Below are 17,697 nucleotides of genomic sequence, written 5' to 3' on the forward strand. Positions count from 1 at the left end.
CGGACCAGCCGCAACTCAGAGTAGTTGCTCACTTACTTCCATGTGATCGGATTCATCCTTCAACCCCACCCCCGTGATCTCCAACTCCCGGGCCCTCCCCATCAACCCGGCCAGCTTCCCCGCCGCCACCTCGTACGTCAGCCCCAGCGGGGGCCGGATGTTGGACAGGCAATTCCGGTCGGCGTCCGTCGTCACTCCCGGCTTCGGGCGGTACGTCAGGTACGCGCCCAGGGAATCCGCCGCCGACATACCGGGGCGTTCGCCGACCAGGACGACGACCATCGTCGCGCCCATCGCGGACGCGATGTCGTCACCGAGGGCCACCCGCGCCTGTTCCGCCAGCACCACCGGCGCCACCCGCCAGGTCGTCGGCAGCAGTGCCGTCGTCGCCCGCACCATCGCCGCCGCATGCTCGTGCACCGCCCGGCTGGACAGTCCGTCCGCGACCACGAAGACGACGTCCCAGTCGCCGACCGGCAGGTGCGCCCGGTCGGCGGGCTCCAACCGGCGCCCCAGGTCCGGGCGTTGGAGATAGGTGAGCCGGTCGGGCGCCGCGCTGCGCACCCGTATCGTCGGCTCGCCGCCCAGCGCCGCCGCCACCACGTCCGGCGCGAACGGCGAGTGCACCGCGTCCCGCGCCGCCGCGTGCGCGGCCTGCAACTCCAGCCGGTGGTGCGTGGGCAGACCCGAGCCCGCCCTCCCGAGCCCGATCCGCGCCTGGGTGTGACGGCGCAGGGTCGGCCACAACTCCCCGCCCAGCAGCTCCACTTGACCGGTCGTCATGCCACCAGTTCCCTTCCGATCGCCGTCAACGGGTGGGCCGTGGCCGACACGTCCCTGATCTCGCCGCCCTCGCCCAGCAGCCCGATGGAGTCGAGCCACGCCTCGAACTCCGGTGCCGGGCGCAGCCCGAGGACCTCACGGAGGTACAACGCGTCGTGGTACGAGGCGGATTGGTAGTTGAGCATGATGTCGTCGCCGCCCGGTGTGCAGATCACGAAGGACGCGCCGGCCACGCCGAGCATGGTGAGCATCGTGGCGATGTCGTCGTCGTCCGCGTCGGCGTGGTTGGTGTAGCAGATGTCCAGGCCCATCGGCAGGCCGAGCACCTTGCCGCAGAAGTGGTCCTCCAGGGCGGCGCGGAGGATCTGCCGGCCGTCGTAGAGGTACTCCGGGCCGATGAAGCCGACCACCGTGTTCACGAGCAGCGGGTCGTAGCGGCGGGCGACCGCGTACGCCCGTGCCTCCACCGTCTGCTGGTCCACCCCGTGGTGCGCGTCCGCCGACAGCGCGCTGCCCTGACCGGTCTCGAAGTACATGACGTTCGAGCCGACCGTGCCCCGGCCGAGCGCCCGCGCCGCCTCGTACGCCTCGTCGAGCAGGCCCAGCGTCACACCGAAGGACGCGTTGGCCGCCTGGGTGCCGGCGATGGACTGGAAGACGAGGTCGACCGGCGCTCCGCGTGCCATCAGGTCCATGCTCGTCGTGACGTGGGACAGGACGCAGGACTGGGTGGGTATGGCGTAGCGCTGGATGACTCCGTCCAACAGCTCCAGCAGGTCCCGTACCGCCTTCGGGCTGTCCGTCGCCGGGTTGATGCCGATCACGGCGTCGCCGGAGCCGAGCAGCAGCCCGTCGAGCAGGGCCGCGGCCACGCCCGCCGGGTCGTCGGTGGGGTGGTTGGGCTGGAGCCGGGTGGCAAGACGGCCGGGCAGCCCGATCGTCGACCGGAAGGCGGTCACCACCCGCACCTTGCGCGCGACGGCGACCAGATCCGCGTTGCCCATCAGCTTGGACACGGCCGCCACCATCTCCGGCGTCAACCCGGGTGCCACGGCGGCCAGTTCGGCGGTTTCGGCGGTCAGCAGCCACTCCCGGAACCCGCCCACGGACAGGCCGCCCACCGCCGCGAACGCACCCGCGTCATGCGTGTCGACGATCAGCCGGGTCACGTCGTCGGTCTCGTAGGGAATCACCGGCTCGGCGAGAAAGGCGGTCAGCGGTACGTCCGCCAGCGCCCACCGCGCCGCCACCCGCTCCTGGGCGCTCGCCGCCGCCAGCCCCGCCAGCCGGTCGCCGGACCGCTCGGGGCTCGCGGCGGCGAGCAGGCGCGCGAGGGAGCCGAAGCGGTAGCGGTGGCCGCCGAGGGTCGAGGTGTACGTACTCATGACGGCGACCGTACGAGGCCCGTGTTGCCACCGGATTTCGCCAGATTTCTAAAGGTCTGGTTGACAAACATTTAACGCGCCGAAACCCTTTCCCGACTCATTCGGCCGACAGAGTTCCGCACCGTAGAACCACCCGAGCAGCAGGAGAGGAGCCATCCCGATGGCAGTGGACGAAGGAGTCGCCCCCGCGGCGAACACAAGCGAGGACGGCGCCGTTCACCGGCTCAAGCCCAACGCCATCGGCTTGCTGGGCGTGGTCTTCATGGCCGTCGCGACCGCCGCCCCGATCACCGCGATGACCGGCAACGTGCCCTTCATGGTCTCGTCCGGCAACGGCATAGGCGCCCCGGCGAGCTACCTCGTCGCAATGGTCGTCCTGGCAATCTTTTCCGTCGGCTTCACCTCGATGGCCAAGCACATCACCTCGACGGGCGCCTTCTACGGCTTCATCTCCTACGGCCTCGGCCGCACCGTGGGACTGGCCTCGGGCCTCCTCGCCACCTTCGCGTACGTCGTGTTCGAGCCGGCGCTGATCGGCATCTTCTCGGTCTTCGCCACCGGAACCCTCAAGGACCAGACGGGACTTGACGTCCCGTGGTGGGCCTGCGCGATCGTGATGCTGGCCGTCAACGCGACAGGCACCTGGTTCGGTGTCTCGGTCGCGGAGAAGCTGCTCGTCGTCCTCCTCGGCACCGAGGTGACCGTCCTCGCCGCGATGGCGATCTCGGTCGCCCTGCACGGCGGCGGCCCGCACGGCTTCACCTTCGGCCCGGTCAACCCGGTCAACGCCTTCAAGGGGACGAGCGCCGGTCTCGGCCTCTTCTTCGCCTTCTGGTCCTGGGTCGGCTTCGAGTCCACGGCCATGTACGGCGAGGAGTCCCGCGACCCCAAGAAGATCATCCCCAAGGCGACGATGATCTCGGTCCTCGGCGTCGGCGTCTTCTACGTCTTCGTCTCCTGGATGGCCATCATCGGCAACGGCGAGACGGAGGCCGTCAAGGTCGCCTCCTCGGCGAACCCGCTCGCCCTCTTCTTCAACCCCACCGAGCACTACGTCGGCCACTGGGCGGTCGACCTCATGCAGTGGCTGATGATCACCGGCTCGCTCGCCTGCGGCATGGCCTTCCACAACTGCGCCAGCCGCTACATGTACGCGCTGGGCCGTGAGGGCGTCCTCCCCTCCCTCAAGAACACCATCGGCCGCACCCACGCCAAGCACGGCTCCCCGCACATCGCGGGCTTCGTGCAGACCGTGATCAGCGCCCTTCTGATCCTCGCGTTCTGGGCCACGAGCAAGGACCCGGCCAACGCGATGTACGTCCTGCTGGCCATCCTCGGCACGATGGCGATCCTGGTGGTGCAGGCGGTGTGCTCGTTCGCGGTGCTGGCGTACTTCCGCACCCACCACCCCGAAAGCCGCCACTGGTTCAAGACCTTCACCGCTCCGCTCCTCGGCGGCATCGCGATGCTCGCGGTGGTCCTCCTGCTGGTCTCCAACATGAGCGTGGCAGCGGGCTCGGAGTCCGACTCCCCACTCCTGAAGGCAACCCCGTGGCTGGTACTGCTGGTCGCGGCAACGGGCATCGGCTACGCCCAGTACCTGAAGCGCCGGGCGCCCGAGCGCTATGCCTTGCTCGGCCGCACGGTGCTCGAAGAGACCAAGGAGCGCTAACGGCCTTTGTCTTCAGGGGCGCGGGGAACTGCGCGACCAGCCCACCACCGGGCCGCGGGTAAGTACGAACCTGCGGGAGCGTCGTGGCCGGTCGCGCCCACGCGGCGGAGCCGCAAATCGACACAGCCCCGCGCCCCTTCACACAGCCCCGCGCCCCTTCAGGGCGCTCCACCGAACCGTGCTTCCCGGTACACCCTCCACCGCTCCATCATCGCCGCGATCTCCCCGTCGACGAACTCGAAGAACGCGAGGGTCTCGGCCATACGGCGCCCCGCCGGCGTATCCGCACCAAGGCTGGCAACCCCCTCGCTCAGAGCCGCCTCCCACCGCTTGAGGACAGCCTCGCGGTTGGTGAGCGCCTCGTACCACTGGTTGCCCTGAACCCGGTACCGCTCGCGCCGCGAACCCGGCTCGCGCTCCCGCGACACCATGTGCTGCTGCGCCAGATAACGCACCCCACCGGACACCGCCGCCGGACTGATCCGCAGCTGCTCCCCCAGCTCGACGGAGGTCATCGCACCCTCGTCCGAGGAGAGCAGCGCGGCAAAGATCCGGGCCGGCATCCGCTGCATCCCCGCCTCGACAAGCTGCGCCGCGAAGGACTCGACGAACTTCGACACGGACTCCGCGTCCCGCGCACCGGTTGTATCCGTCATGGCCCCACCCTACCCGCGCTTCATACACTTCCTTAACTTCACAAATTTCTGAACATAGCGTACGTTCGGCTCCATGACGAAGGCAATCACCGTCTCCGGACTGCACAAGTCGTTCGGCAGGACACAAGCCCTCACAGGCCTCGACCTGGACGTCGAGACCGGCGAGGTGCACGGCTTCCTCGGCCCCAACGGCTCCGGCAAGTCCACGACCATCCGCGTCCTGCTCGGCCTGCTGCACGCCGACTCGGGCGCCGCCCAGCTCCTGGGCGGGAACCCCTGGACGGACGCCGTCGAACTGCACCGCCGGGTCGCCTACGTCCCCGGCGACGTCACCCTCTGGCGCAACCTCTCCGGAGGCGAAGTCATCGATCTCTACGGCAGGTTGCGCGGCGGCCTCGACAAGTCCCGCCGCGCCGACCTGATCGACCGCTTCGAACTCGACCCCACCAAGAAGGGCCGCACGTACTCCAAGGGCAACCGCCAGAAGGTCGCCCTCGTCGCCGCGTTCGCCTCGGACGTCGACCTGCTGATCCTGGACGAACCGACCTCGGGCCTCGACCCACTCATGGAGGAGGTCTTCCAGCGCTGCGTGGAGGAGGAACGCGACCGGGGCCGGACGATCCTCCTCTCCTCCCACATCCTCAGCGAGGTCGAGGAGTTGTGCGACCGGGTGAGCATCATCCGCAAGGGCCGCACGGTGGAGAGCGGTTCACTGGCCGACCTGCGCCACCTCACCCGAACCAGCGTGAGCGCCGAACTCACCGGCCCGCCCAACGGGTTGGCGTCCCTGCCCGGCGTGCACGACCTCGACGTACAAGGTCATCGCGTCCGCCTGCAGGTCGAAGCGGACCAACTCAACGCTGTACTAAGGTCGTTGACCGATTCGGGCGTACGGTCGCTCACCTCGAAGCCGCCGACGCTGGAGGAACTGTTCCTGCGCCACTACCAGGAGCAGGAGGCGGAATGACCACCGCCACGTTCCCCGCACGCACCGGCGCCTCGCGCCAACTGGCAGGCACCGGCGCCCTGTTGCGCTTCAACCTGCGCCGCGACCGGGTGGTGATCCCGTCCTGGGTCGCGGTGACGGCCCTGCTGGTCCTGTCACTCCCCAGCTCCCTGAAGAGCGTCTACTCCACCCCCGCCGAACGCGCCGACATCGCCCGCCAGATGCTCACGAACAGCTCGCTGCGCGCCACCTACGGCCCGGTGTTCAGCGACTCCCTGGGCGGCCTCACCGCCTGGCGCATCGGCGGCTACGCCGCGATCCTCGCCGGAATCATGAGCCTGATCGTCGTCGTACGGCACACACGGGACGAGGAGGAGAGCGGCCGGCAGGAACTGGTCTCCTCGGCGATGGTGGGCCGCCGCGCACCCCTGACGGCAGCCCTGCTGACGGCGTTCGTCGCCAACTCCGCGCTGGCGCTGCTGATCACGGCCGGGATGGCCGGGCAGGGCACGGCCGGAGCCCTGGCGCTCGGCCTCGGCATCGGCGGAGTGGGCATGGTGTTCGCGACGCTCGCGGCGATCGTCGCGCAGTTCACCGACAGCGGGAGGCTGGCGAAGGGCCTGACCGGCGGCCTGGTGGGAACGGCGTTCGTACTCCGGGCGGCAGGAGACTCCACGACCAACAACGCTTCCTCCCCCCTGACTTGGCTCTCCCCTATCGGCTGGCTGGAGAACCTGCGCCCGTTCGCGTCCGAACGCTGGTGGGTACTGGGCCTGTTCGCGGCGGCGGCACTCCTACAAGGCTCCGTGGCCTACGAGTTGGCAGGCCGCCGGGACGTGGGAATGAGCTTCCTGCCTGCCCGCCCCGGACCCGCCCACGGCCGCCTCCGCACGGCGGGCGCCCTGGCCTGGCGCCTCCAACGGGGTGCCGTACTGGGCTGGAGCGTGGGCTTCCTCGCGGCCGGGGTCGCCTTCGGCGGCATCACCAAGGGCGTAGCGGACCTGGTCGGCGACAACGCCAAGACCCGCGAGATCATCGAGCGGATGGGCGGCCAGTCCGGCATCGAGGACGCGTTCCTGGCCACGATGGTCGGCATGTTCGGCATGCTGGCCGCGCTGTACGCGGTCTCGTCGGTCCTACGGCTGCACAGCGAGGAGACCGGCGGACGCGCCGAACCGATCCTGGCCAACGCGGTGGGCCGCCTGCGCTGGGCGGCCGGCCACCTGACGATCGCCTTCGCGGGCGCGGCCCTGATCATGCTCCTGAGCGGCCTCGGCCTGGCTCTCGGCTACGGCGCCGAGCCCGGCCCCCTGCTCGCCGCCACCCTGGTCCAGCTCCCGGCGATCTGGACGTTGGGCGCCTTGGCGGTCCTGCTCCACGGACTCTCCCCCCGCCTGTCCCCGCTGTCCTGGGGCGCGGCCGGCCTCGCCCTTCTCCTCGGCTGGATCGGCCCGGCGCTGAACCTCCCCCAGGCGGTCCTGGACATCTCCCCCTTCGGCCACTTGCCGAAGCTGCCGGGGGGCGACATGGCGTGGGGGCCGGTGGTGACCCTCACGGGAATCGCCGCCGCCCTGGCCGCCGTAGGACTGGCGGCTCTACGGCGACGCGACCTCACGGCCTGATCGCGCCGGGTACGGGAACCTCCGGCGCGGCGCACGCGTCCGTCCCCGACATGGGACAACGCGCGCAGGCCGCCGGAGGGTGCCTGACCGCCGCACTCGGCGCGGGCCTGGGACTGGCGGTGTGGTCGTACGACGTCCGGGGCCGCTTCGAGCGGTTCGAGGCCGGCCCCGACTGGAGCGTCCTGTACGCCGAGTTGCCGCTGGCGATCCTCGGCGGGGTCGCCGTCGCGCTCGCCGCCTGGGCGCTGGTCCACCGCCTCAGACCGTGACGCGCAGCCCCTCCAGCCCCCGGATCACGAAGTTCGGTTTCCGTTCCGGCTCCGCGGCGAGACCCAGCGTCGGGGCCCGTTCCAGCAACGCGGCCATCGAGGCGGCCAGTTCGATACGGGCCAGGGGCGCGCCGATGCAGTAGTGGATGCCCGCGCTGAAGCTGATGTGCGGGTTGTCGGCGCGGCTCAGGTCGAGGCGCTCCGGGGCGGCGAAGACGTCCGGGTCATGGTTGGCGGAGCCGAAGAGCATCGCGATCTCCGCACCACGCGGGACGGTCGTACCGTCGATCTCGATCTCGTCCAGCACCCACCGCTCGAAGAGCTGGAGCGGGGTGTCGTAGCGCATCAACTCCTCGACGGCGGACGGGATCAGGGAGTGGTCCGAGCGGAGCAATGCCAGCTGATCCGGGTTGCGGAACAGTGCCCACCAGCCGTTGACCGTGGCGTTCACCGTCGCCTCGTGGCCCGCGTTCAGCAGCAGTACGGCGGTGGAGATCATCTCCTGCTCGGTGAGCCGGTCGCCCTCGTCGTGCGCCGCGATGAGACCGGAGATGAGGTCGTCGCCGGGTTCCTTGCGGCGGGCGGCGATCAACTCGCGTAGATACGACGAGAATTCGAGCGACGCGCGGACCGCCTTCGCCGCCGTGTCCTCGCTCGGGCTCAGCTCGTACATCCCGCAGATGTCCGCCGACCAGGGACGCAGCGGGGCACGGTCCGACTCCGGGATGCCGAGCATCTCCGCGATCACCGCGACGGGGAGGGGTTCGGCCACGTCCGTGAGCAGGTCGCCGCCGCCCCGGGCCACGAGTCCGTCCACCAGCTCACCGGCCAACCGGCTCACATACGGCTTGAGCTGCTCGACCGTCCTCGGGGTGAACGCCTTCGACACCAGGCGCCGGATGCGCGTGTGGTCCGGCGGCTCCAGGTCCAGCATCCCGAAGTCGTTGAGGGTGTGGAACGGCTCGTGCTCCGGCGGCGGTGCGGTGCGCCCGAAATCCTCGTGGGTGAACCGGTGCTGATACGTCCGCCCGAGCCGGCGGTCGCGCAGCAGCGCCGACACATCCGCGTGGCGCGGGACCAGCCACTGGTTCGTGGACTCGAAGTACTGCACACGGCCCCGGGCACGCAGCTCGGCGTAGGCGGGGTACGGGTCGGCGAGGAACGCCGGGTCCCAGGGATCGAAGACTGCCATGCACGGACGTTATGCCGACGATCCCCGTCCTGACCAGGGGGAATCGATATCACCGGCCTTGAGGCGCTCAACGAGGGCGGTGAAGGCGGGGTAGGGAAGGAGAGGGGGCCCGGGTGGACGGGTGGAGAGCTTGGAGTCGCGGACGGCTGTGCAAGTGGGGAGGGTGGCCGTTTCGACGCAGGTGTCGCCCCGGCCTCCACCGTCTCACCGACTCTGCGCCCACCACACGAACCCGGCAACCGCCGCACTTCCCAGGGCGGTACTCACACCGCGGACGACCCCGAACAGAGCAGTCCGCCCAAGTCGTCGGACAGTACGCCCGTTTCGAGTCCTGTCGCTCACGTGAACCCCCTGAGATGCCGAGCGGAAGCAGCGACGTCACGCTGCTTGTTGCCCATTCAGGGGCCGCAGGTGAGTTGGCACCACAGATGTCGTGACGGTCCGGATTCCGGACTTCTACACTCCAACTTGGTCGGAAATTCCGACTCTGAGCGGAACTTCCGACTCCAGGACGGTGGGGTGGAGCAACGCATGGCGTCACCGACGATGAGAGTCTTCTCCGACCTATGGGACGCCGCGCGCGCCCGTCAGACCACTGAGGGAAGCCGCGTGACTCTGCTCCGCGTGCAGAAATTGACCGGCGTACCGGTGGCCACCCTGAGCGACTGGCGCACCGGCCATCACGCCCCGCGCGACGCCGACCGCTTCCTGGAGGTCGTACGCCTCCTGTGCCAGTGGGCCGAACTGCCCGCCCCCAATGTCCGCGAGTGGATCCAACTGGTCGAGCCGAGAAGCAACTCAGGCGCCCCCGCCAACCACCTCTCGGGCAATTCCACGGACAGCGCACTGTGGACCACTTCCATGGTCGGGCTGGCGGACCGGCTGTCGCTTGGCTTCTCCGCCCCACATGTGGAAGTCGACGCCCTGTGTCTGACCGGTCAGTCACTGTCCCTGGCCGCGGCCAGGCCCGTGCAGGACATACACGCCGGAAGAATTCGTCCCGAGAAGGTATCCCTCCGTGTGCTGGTGCCGAGCCGGGACATCGACCTGGCCTTCCCGGTCTCGGCGCAAGGAGATCATTCAGTCAGTGATCAGCTGCATCAACGATGGCTGATGCGACGCAACGCCCACGCACAATCGCTGAGAACCGCACTGGATTCACTCCGCGCCTCCCACGGCATCGACGTCGACGTGACATTCCGGGCCCTCCCCTTCACCCCCGTCGTAGAGCTCTATCTGATCAACGGATCCGAAGCACTCTTCTCCTACTGCATAGCCGTGAAGCGCGAGGAGATGATCGACGGCCGGCCTTGGGAGTACTTTGACGCGATGACGGAATTGTCGCTGCAGAGACGATTTTCGTCGGCCACGACCGACTCGGCCGACGCAGCATTCGTCGAACAGTCCTATCTGTGGTTCAACTCCCTCTGGGAAACGGTCTCCACGGAGGCCATGACCATCAATTGACTACCCCGGCCGCACCAGCCGCGCCTCGTACGCGAACACCGCCGCCTGCGTCCGGTCCCGCAGCCCCAGCTTCACCAGGACACGGCTGACATGGGTCTTGATCGTCGACTCGGCTACCACCAACCGCTCCGCGATCTCCACGTTCGACAGCCCTTGGGCGATGAGGACCAGTACCTCCGTCTCCCGCTCGGTCAGCTCTCCGTACGCCGCCTGCTGCGCGGCCGGCATCAGCCGGGGCGACTCGGACAGCTTCGCGAACTCCGTGATCAGCCGCCTGGTCACGGAGGGGGCCAGCAGCGCCTCGCCGGCCGCCACCACCCGTACCCCGTCGGCGAGTTGGCGTGCCGAGGCGTCCTTGAGCAGGAAGCCGGAGGCTCCCGCGCGCAGCGCCTGGTACACGTACTCGTCGAGGTCGAAGGTGGTGAGCACCAGCACCTTCGCGGTGCCGTCCGCCGCGACGATCTCCCGGGTCGCCTCGATACCGTTCATCTCGGGCATCCGGATGTCCATCAGGACGACGTCCGGGGCCAGTTCACGCACCCGCTCGACCGCGTCCCGTCCGTTCACCGCCTCGCCGACGACCTCGATGTCCGGCATCGCGCCCAGCAGGACCGAGAAGCCCTCGCGCACCATCATCTGGTCGTCCGCGATCAGTACGCGGATCGTCATGCCTCACCTTCGCTCGCACTCGGAACCGGCAGGAACACCGTCACCTCGTAGCCGCCGTCGTCCGCCGGGGCGGCCGTCATCTCGCCGTTCAGCATGGAGACCCGCTCCCGCATCCCCGTGATGCCGTGGCCCGCGCCGGGCGAGGGCTTCACCAGACTCGGCTCGGGCATCGGGCCGTTGACTATCCGCAGGCCCAACCCGCCCAGCACGTAACCGATCTCCACGCGGGCGCTCGCACCGGGCGCGTGTCGCAGGGTGTTGCTCAACGCCTCCTGCACTATCCGGTACGCCGACAGCTCGACGCCCTGCGGGAGTTCACGCACCGCCCCCGTCAGCGCCTTGTCGACGCTCAGGCCGGCGTCGCGCACATTGGCGAGCAGCGCGTCCATGTCGGCGAGGGTGGGCTGCGGGGCGTCCGGCGCCTCGTAGTCCTCCGCGCGCACCACGCCCAGGACACGGCGCAGTTCGGTCAGGGCCGCCACCGCGTTCTCCCGGATCGTGACGAACGCGCGCTCCAGCTCCGGCGGCGGGTTCTCCACCCGGTAGGGCGCGGCCTCCGCCTGGATGGCGACCACCGACATGTGGTGGGCCACCACGTCGTGCAGCTCACGGGCGATCGTCGTGCGCTCCTCCAGGAGGGTGCGCCGGGACCGCTCGTGCGCCGTCACCGTCTGCTGCGCGGTCACCTCCTGCCGGGCCTCCCGGCGTATCTGCCAGACGGCGACGCCGAGCAGCACCAGCGCGGAGAGGAACAGCATCTGCGCGCTGTTCGAGCCGAAGGCGTGGCCGCCGGCGAGGCTGGTGGCGCCGATGCCGTAGACCGCCGTCAGCGCCCACATCCAGGCGGCCGTGCGCGGTCGGGTGCGTATCGCCACGATCGCGAGCACGGACAGATGACAGACGAAGCTGCCGGTCCGCCACGGCCAGTCGTCGTCGAACTCGGTCGCCAGGGCGGTGGCGACCGGGGTCGCGGCCATGGACAGCCAGAACGCGCCGACCGGCCGCACCATGGTCAGCAGCACCGGCACCAGGGCGAGCAGGCCGAGGATCACGTTGCTGCCCGCGCCGCGGGCCTCGTCGTTCGTCGCGACGAGCATCGCGAGCAGGCCGACCGCGGTGATCAGGGCGTGCGGGCTCCAGGCCGCGTACTCCCGTGCCCGCCCCTTCAGGCGGCGGGTCAGCGGGCCGTCGGCGGTGGAGGGAGGCAGCGGGCGGTACGCGAAGGCGTCGTGGAACAGGTCCTGCCGCAGTCCGCGCAGGGCGTCCGCGGCAAGCCTGAACTCCGGGCTGCGCGGCTTGGCCCCGCCCGTCGGCGGCAACTGCTGGGTCGTCTCGGTCACATTCAAAACGGTAGGCGGAGGGGCGGGTAGCCGTCGTCACCTGTGAGAAGGGTCCTGGGGCGTCCGTCTCAAGTACTACGGGTATGCCTGACGACCGGGCTTCAGCGGCCCCCGCCCGGCCGCACCAACCCCGACTCGTACGCGAAGACCGCCGCCTGCGTACGGTCCCGCAGCCCCAACTTCACCAGGATGCGGCCGACATGGGTCTTCACGGTCTGTTCGGCGACGACCAGGTGCTCGGCGATCTCCGCGTTGGACAGGCCCTGCGCGATCAGCGCGAGCACCTCCGTCTCGCGTTCGGTGAGGTCGCCGACGCGTGACTTGAGCGGGGTGCGCGGTGTCCCGTTCAGCCGGGAGAACTCGGCGATCAGACGGCGGGTGACACCCGGCGCGAGCAGTGCGTCGCCGGCCGCCACCACCCGTACCGCCTCGGCCAGTTGCTCCGCGGACGCGTCCTTCAGGAGGAAACCGGAGGCACCGGCGCGCAGCGCCTCGTACACGTACTCGTCGAGGTCGAAGGTGGTGAGCACCAGGACCTTTATCTGCGGGGTCGCATCCGTGATGCGGCGGGTGGCCTCGATGCCGCCGAGCTCGGGCATGCGGATGTCCATGAGGACGACGTCCGGGGCGAGTTCGGCGACCTTGGCCACCGCGTCCAGGCCGTCGACCGCCTGGCCGACCACCTCGATGCCGGGCTGGGCGTTCAGCAGCACGGTGAAGCCCTGGCGGACCATCTGCTGGTCGTCGGCGATGAGTACACGGATGGTGCCGCTCGTCATGGGGTCTCGTCTCCTGTCGGGAAGATGATCTCGGGGGCGGCGGATGCGGAGGGTCCGGGGTCGGCGGATGTGCCGGGGTCTGCGGAAGTGCCGCGAGCAGTGGAGAGGCCGCGAGCGGTGGGTCTGTCGGGGGCATCGGGACCGTGCGGGCCACCGGGTCCGTCGCGTCCATCGAGTCCGTCGGGTCCATCAAGTCGGTCGGGGCCGTCGGGTCCGTCGGGGAGTGCGACGCCGTCCCTGGGGAGGAACGCGACGACCGCGAAGCCGCCCTGGAACGTGCTCGCCGCGGTCAGGTGCCCGCCGAGCATGGCCGCGCGCTCCCGCATACCCAGCAGCCCGTGCCCGGCGCCCGGGGACGGCGGGGCGGCCTGCTGCGGGCGGGAGTTGGTGATGATCAGCCGCAGTCCGTCGGGGTCGTGGGCGACCTCGACGGCGACGGTGGAACCGGGGGCGTGACGCAGCGCGTTGCTCAGGGCCTCCTGGACGATCCGGTACGCCGACAGCTCCACACCGGGTGCCAGCGGGCGCACCTCGCCTCTCACGTCGCCGCGCACATCGAGACCGGCGGCCCTGGTGTTCTCGATCAGGGCGTCCAGGCGGTCGAGGGTGGGCTGCGGGGCGTCGGGGGCGGTACCGGTGCCGGGGCCGCCCAGGGCGTAGGGGTCGTCGGGATACTCCGGGTTCTCCGAGCGGAGCACACCGAGGACCCGGCGCAGTTCGGCGAGAGCTTCGAGGGCGTTCTGTCTGATGCCGTCGAGGTTCTCCTTGAGTTCCTCCGACGGGTTCTCGACCAGGAGGGGCGCCACTTGGGCCTGGATGGAGATCACCGACATGTGGTGGGCGACCACGTCGTGCAGCTCGCGGGCGATACGGCTGCGCTCCTCCAGGAGGGTGCGGCGGTTTCGCTCCTCCGCCGTGATCGTGACCTGCTCCACGAGTTGGGTACGGGCCTCGCTGCGACCGCGCAGGGCGGTGCCGATGAGCACGGCCACCGCGCAGACGGCCACCGCGACCGTGCCCGTCGAGGAGTAGCGCTGGGCACCCACGAGACCCTGGATGACGAACGTCGTCAGGGCGGTCGCGGCCAGCGCCGCGAGAGCCTTGCGGGTGGGCACGCGCAGGGCCACGAACAGCAGGACAACGGCCTGGACGATAACTTCGGTGGTACTCCAGGGCCAGTTGGGGCCGGGGGTCACTCCGGGGAGGGGATCCATGGTGGGGAGGGGATCCATGGCAGCACGCACGGTCAGCGCGGTGAAGGCCGTGGCGGTGAGGGACAGGGCCCAGGCGGGGACGGGACGACGCAGGGCGAGGACCAGGGCGACGCCCTGCGCGAAACCGGCCAACAGGCCCTGGAGTACGCCCAGTTTGTACTCGCTCATCATCTCGTCCGTGCCGGACAGGGAGAGGCCGAGAGCGGCGAGGGAGACGAGGGCGTACGTGATGTAACGCAGCCAGCGGTGTCCGGGGAACAGGACGGGTGCGGTGGGCGGGGACCCGGCACCGTCGGCGGCTGCGTTCACCCGGTCAACCCTAGGCACGGTGAGGGCTCTTCGCTGCCGGGTGGGGCGGGTGGGTGTGGGCGCGGGCGACCCGTGCGTGGCGTGACGGGCGGCGCCTCGGACCCTGTTCGTACACCCGGAACGCCGCCCAGCAGACCGTCAGCGTCAGCGCGAACACCGGGAGCCAGGCCAGTCGCGCCGCCACCCAGGTCAGGTCGTCGGGGCGGGTGTGCAGGCCGGGCAGACGGCCGGCGGGCAGGATCGCGGCCGTGGTGGCCATCAGGGCGGTCTGGTGCCAGAGGAAGACCGTCATCGCCGAGAGGTTGACCAGGGCCACCGCCGACCAGGCGAGCGGGCGGCGCAGGGCGCGGCGCAACCGGTCCCGGAGCAGCAGGGCCAGACCGCACTGGGCCAGGCCGAAGGTGACGGCGGCCAGGGTCGGCGGGTCCAGGTTGGAGATCGTGGTGCCGGGGACGCCGACCATCGACGCCGGGTAGCCCGCCCAGAGGACGAGAGCCGCCGTCGCCGCCGTACCGCCGGCCAGCAGGACCCAGCCCGCCCGGGCCCGGTCCAACTCGCCGCGGGTCCAGGCCGCGCCGAGGGTGTAGGGCACGAGCCAGCCCGCCGCGACGTTGACCCAGCCGAGCCAGGAGGGGCCGCCGAGCCCGAAACGGATCAGGTCCACGTGCAGTACGACGGCCAGCGGCCACAGCGGGTTGAGCCGGGTCAGGAGCGGGGTGGCCGCTGTCAGGCCCGCGAACACGACCAGGAACCACATCGGTGACAACGCCAGCTTGACCAGCGCGCGGACGGTCTCGAAGTCCGTGCCGGACAGGAGCAGCGCGACGGCCGTCACGGTCCACACGACGAGGACCGCGGCGACCGGTGTGAACAGCCGGGACAGCCGGGCGGCCAGCCATTGGCCGTACGTCGTGCCCTGGGCGCGTGCGGAGGTGTATCCCCGGGTCGCCACGTGGCCGCCGACCAGGAAGAACACCGACAGCGTCTGGAACACCCAGGAGATGGGCGCCAGCCACGGCATGTCCCGCAACGGGCTCGCCGTGTGCAGGGTGCCGCCGTCCGCGACCAGGGCCGTCACCAGCCAGTGGCCCAGGACGACACCGAGGATCGCGAAGGCGCGCAGGGCGTCCACGGCACGGTCCCGGTCGGGCGGGGTCGCGGCGTCGAGGCGGACGGCGGCCCGGCGGAGGCGTTCACGCATGGGTCACCTCCGTGGTCTCGCCGAGGACGATCCGGGCGAGGTTGGCCAGGGAGGCCGAGCCCGGTGAGAAGTAGTCGCTGTGGCCGCCGTCTCCGGCCGCGAAGACGCGGGCGCCGAACTCCGGGGACACCGGGTCGGTACCGAAGCCGACGGTCGTACCGAACAGGTCGGCGCTGACGTGCGGGACGTCCCCGACCCAGTCGTCGGCGCCGCGCGCCGCCCAGACGCGGGCCGAAGTACGCAGCCCCGCGGCGGAGTCGGCGCCCGTGCCGGGGCTGCCGACGAGGACGAGGTCGGACACGTCCAGGCCGGCGGCGGCTCGGCCGCACACGACCGTGCCGTACGAGTGGCACAGCAGCGCGATCCGCGCCGTGCGGCCGGTGATGCCGTGCAGCTGCCGTATGAACTCCCGTAGATGCGGGGCCGCCTGGTCCGCTCTGCCGGCGGTCAGCACCGTGGTGCTCACCGTGCGCGGGGTGTCGTAGCCGAGCCAGGAGACCACCGCTGTGCGGGAGTTCGGGGCGTCGTGGGTCAGTTGGCGGCGGAGGTTCAGCGCGGTGGCACGGAAGCGGTCGTAGGTGTCGAGCGAGGTGTCCGAGCCCGGGACCAGGACGGCTATGCGGTCGGCGTGGGCCAGGTCGCCGAGGACCTCCGTCGCCAGGCCCGGGCCACGGCCGTCGTAGGCGAGGAGGTGCCGGGCCGGGTCGGCCATGGCGCGGTCCGTCGCGGCGCGACGCTCGTCGCCGTCGGCGGCGGCCATGCGGGACGCCTCGGCGGCGTTGGCGCCGTTCGCCGCGTATGTCCCGTCCAACGTGGCCGGGGTGAGCGGGGCGAGCGCGGCCGGAGCGGGGGCGGGGATCTCGGGCCGGGCCGCGGCCGAGAGGGGTATCACGACGGCGCCTATGACGAGCGCGGCGAGGAGCGCGCGGCGCCAACTACCAGTACGACGAGGCTTGTTGCGGGCGCGTGGCGCCTCGGCCTCCCCGGTCGGGCCCCTCTCCACCGAGTCGGCCACCGCCGTACCGGTCTCCGCGCAGGCCTCGACCACCCCCCTGCCCAGCCCCATGTCCGTCTCCCCTCCCGCTCGGCCCGCCGTCGGGCCGATCTGGAAGGGAAATTACGGATCCGCGGTCGTCGTCCGCGTCCCGCCAGGGAACTCACCTGCGCTGTAGCTCTCAGGTACTACGGGTATGACGCGGGTGGGAGAAGTTGCTCACCACGCCAGTTGTGCGATCTCCTCCGCCACCACCGCGCACGCGTCCGCCGCCGGGTCGATCAGGGGGAAATGGCCGACGTCCTCCAGGAGCGTGAGGCCCACGACCTCGCCGGACTTCGCCGCCGCGTCCGCGTACGACTCGGCGACCGCCTGCGGGACCACGAGGTCGGCGCGGCCCTGGACCAGCGTGGTCGCGATGCCGGTGGGAAGCAGGAGCGTCGGATCGGCGTACGGCAGCCGTTCCGCGAACTTGGCCTCTCCCCCCAGGAGTTGACCCGCCGCTCCCCCGCACACCGCGAGCTTCTCGGCGACCGTGAAGTCGGCGATCGGGGCGAGGGCGACCACACCGCGCAGCGCGGCGGGGGCGTCGGTGCGCCAGGGGGCGTCCTTGGGGAGGACGTGCCGGGCCGCCGCCCACAGCGCGAGATGACCGCCCGCCGAGTGGCCGGTGATCACCGTGCGGCGCCGATCGGCCTGCGGAAGCGCCTCCCGGACGAGCGCGGGCAGCGCGTCTAGCGCCGCCGCGACGTCGTCGAAGGTCTCCGGCCAGCGGCCCGCGACCGGGCTCGTACCGCCCTGCGCGGGCAGTGCGGCCCCCCGTCGGTACTCGACATTGGCCACCGCGAACCCCCGCCGGGCCAGGAAGTCCGCGAACGGGGTGATGTGCCGGCGGTCGTACGGCGCCCGCCACGCACCCCCGTGCAGTACGACGACCAGCGGCGCCGGTTCGCCCGGCACCCGCTCGCCGTGCGGGGCGTAGAAGTCGATCACCTGGTCGGGGTGGTCGCCGTACGCGGCGGTGCTGTCGGGTTCCACGGCGGGGTGCGAGAAGGCCGACTCCTCTTCTGCGGCGGCTGCGGCGGCACGTGCGGCAGCGGCGTCGTCCGGCATGCTCCAACCTCTCAGCGACGATGGGGGCACCTCCCAGGCTTTCGGGCACTGGGGGAGGACTTGGACGGAACGGGATGTGACGGGAT

16 protein-coding genes and 1 pseudogene are annotated in these 17,697 nt (G+C 70.7%); 5 read left to right on the forward strand and 12 right to left on the reverse strand.

All coding sequences use genetic code 11. The features are described from left to right. Window positions 1-15: 15 nt before the first annotated feature. Both eutC and OC490_RS30780 read right to left on the reverse strand, forming a co-directional pair. A complete protein-coding gene (gene eutC / locus OC490_RS30775) occupies window positions 16-783 on the reverse strand; it encodes an ethanolamine ammonia-lyase subunit EutC (protein ID WP_262061279.1) in 768 nt (255 codons plus the stop codon). Then, entirely contained in the window at window positions 780-2,168 is a 1,389-nt protein-coding gene (locus OC490_RS30780) for an ethanolamine ammonia-lyase subunit EutB (protein ID WP_262061280.1), read from the reverse strand. The genes eutC and OC490_RS30780 overlap by 4 nt, the downstream gene beginning before the upstream one ends. A 160-nt stretch (window positions 2,169-2,328) precedes the next feature. Between OC490_RS30780 and OC490_RS30785 the strand changes: the two genes are divergently transcribed. Further along, window positions 2,329-3,840, forward strand: a complete 1,512-nt coding sequence (locus OC490_RS30785; protein ID WP_262061281.1) for an APC family permease — start codon at window positions 2,329-2,331, stop codon at window positions 3,838-3,840. Between the two features lie 158 nt (window positions 3,841-3,998). Here OC490_RS30785 and OC490_RS30790 read toward each other — a convergent pair whose 3' ends face one another. After that, window positions 3,999-4,496, reverse strand: coding sequence for a GbsR/MarR family transcriptional regulator (locus tag OC490_RS30790; RefSeq protein ID WP_262061282.1), 498 nt, complete (start codon window positions 4,494-4,496; stop codon window positions 3,999-4,001). A 73-nt stretch (window positions 4,497-4,569) separates the two neighbouring features. Between OC490_RS30790 and OC490_RS30795 the strand changes: the two genes are divergently transcribed. The 3 genes from OC490_RS30795 to OC490_RS30805 are packed head-to-tail and all read left to right on the forward strand — an operon-like array spanning window position 4,570 to window position 7,333. Beyond that, window positions 4,570-5,463: an ABC transporter ATP-binding protein gene (locus OC490_RS30795; RefSeq protein ID WP_262061283.1), complete on the forward strand. Its 894-nt coding sequence runs from the start codon at window positions 4,570-4,572 to the stop codon at window positions 5,461-5,463. Continuing rightward, window positions 5,460-7,064 (forward strand): ABC transporter permease, encoded by a 1,605-nt coding sequence (locus tag OC490_RS30800; RefSeq protein WP_262061284.1) that lies wholly within the window; start codon window positions 5,460-5,462, stop codon window positions 7,062-7,064. The genes OC490_RS30795 and OC490_RS30800 overlap by 4 nt, the downstream gene beginning before the upstream one ends. Before the next feature lie 50 nt (window positions 7,065-7,114). Continuing rightward, window positions 7,115-7,333, forward strand: coding sequence for a hypothetical protein (locus OC490_RS30805; RefSeq protein ID WP_262061285.1), 219 nt, complete (start codon window positions 7,115-7,117; stop codon window positions 7,331-7,333). On the opposite strand, the gene OC490_RS30810 is transcribed toward OC490_RS30805, so the two are convergent. Both OC490_RS30810 and OC490_RS30815 read right to left on the reverse strand, forming a co-directional pair. After that, a complete protein-coding gene (locus tag OC490_RS30810) occupies window positions 7,323-8,525 on the reverse strand; it encodes a cytochrome P450 (RefSeq protein ID WP_262061286.1) in 1,203 nt (400 codons plus the stop codon). The genes OC490_RS30805 and OC490_RS30810 overlap by 11 nt on opposite strands. A 9-nt stretch (window positions 8,526-8,534) precedes the next feature. Next, window positions 8,535-8,711: pseudogene (locus OC490_RS30815) on the reverse strand (DUF397 domain-containing protein); the annotation flags it as partial. Between the two features lie 423 nt (window positions 8,712-9,134). Here OC490_RS30815 and OC490_RS30820 point away from each other — a divergent pair. Further along, window positions 9,135-9,992: a GntR family transcriptional regulator gene (locus tag OC490_RS30820; RefSeq protein WP_262061287.1), complete on the forward strand. Its 858-nt coding sequence runs from the start codon at window positions 9,135-9,137 to the stop codon at window positions 9,990-9,992. Here OC490_RS30820 and OC490_RS30825 read toward each other — a convergent pair whose 3' ends face one another. The 7 genes from OC490_RS30825 to OC490_RS30855 all read right to left on the reverse strand — a co-directional run bounded on the left by OC490_RS30825 (window position 9,993) and on the right by OC490_RS30855 (window position 17,611). After that, window positions 9,993-10,661 carry a response regulator gene (locus tag OC490_RS30825; protein WP_262061288.1) on the reverse strand — a complete coding sequence of 223 codons (669 nt, stop codon included), beginning with the start codon at window positions 10,659-10,661 and terminating at the stop codon, window positions 9,993-9,995. Beyond that, on the reverse strand, window positions 10,658-12,001 hold the full coding sequence (locus tag OC490_RS30830; RefSeq protein WP_262061289.1) for a sensor histidine kinase: 1,344 nt from the start codon (window positions 11,999-12,001) through the stop codon (window positions 10,658-10,660). The genes OC490_RS30825 and OC490_RS30830 overlap by 4 nt, the downstream gene beginning before the upstream one ends. A gap of 101 nt (window positions 12,002-12,102) precedes the next feature. After that, window positions 12,103-12,780, reverse strand: coding sequence for a response regulator (locus OC490_RS30835; protein ID WP_262061290.1), 678 nt, complete (start codon window positions 12,778-12,780; stop codon window positions 12,103-12,105). Beyond that, window positions 12,777-14,303 (reverse strand): sensor histidine kinase, encoded by a 1,527-nt coding sequence (locus OC490_RS30840; protein ID WP_262061291.1) that lies wholly within the window; start codon window positions 14,301-14,303, stop codon window positions 12,777-12,779. Before OC490_RS30840 ends, OC490_RS30835 begins: the two co-directional genes overlap by 4 nt. A gap of 10 nt (window positions 14,304-14,313) precedes the next feature. Next, window positions 14,314-15,504: an acyltransferase family protein gene (locus OC490_RS30845; protein ID WP_262061292.1), complete on the reverse strand. Its 1,191-nt coding sequence runs from the start codon at window positions 15,502-15,504 to the stop codon at window positions 14,314-14,316. Next, on the reverse strand, window positions 15,497-16,570 hold the full coding sequence (locus tag OC490_RS30850) for an alpha/beta hydrolase family protein (protein WP_262061293.1): 1,074 nt from the start codon (window positions 16,568-16,570) through the stop codon (window positions 15,497-15,499). Before OC490_RS30850 ends, OC490_RS30845 begins: the two co-directional genes overlap by 8 nt. A gap of 147 nt (window positions 16,571-16,717) precedes the next feature. After that, window positions 16,718-17,611: an alpha/beta hydrolase family protein gene (locus tag OC490_RS30855; RefSeq protein ID WP_262061294.1), complete on the reverse strand. Its 894-nt coding sequence runs from the start codon at window positions 17,609-17,611 to the stop codon at window positions 16,718-16,720. Window positions 17,612-17,697 lie beyond the last annotated feature (86 nt).

It is taken from the genome of Streptomyces sp. STR69 (genome assembly GCF_024519455.1).
Classification (GTDB): Bacteria; Actinomycetota; Actinomycetes; order Streptomycetales; family Streptomycetaceae; genus Streptomyces.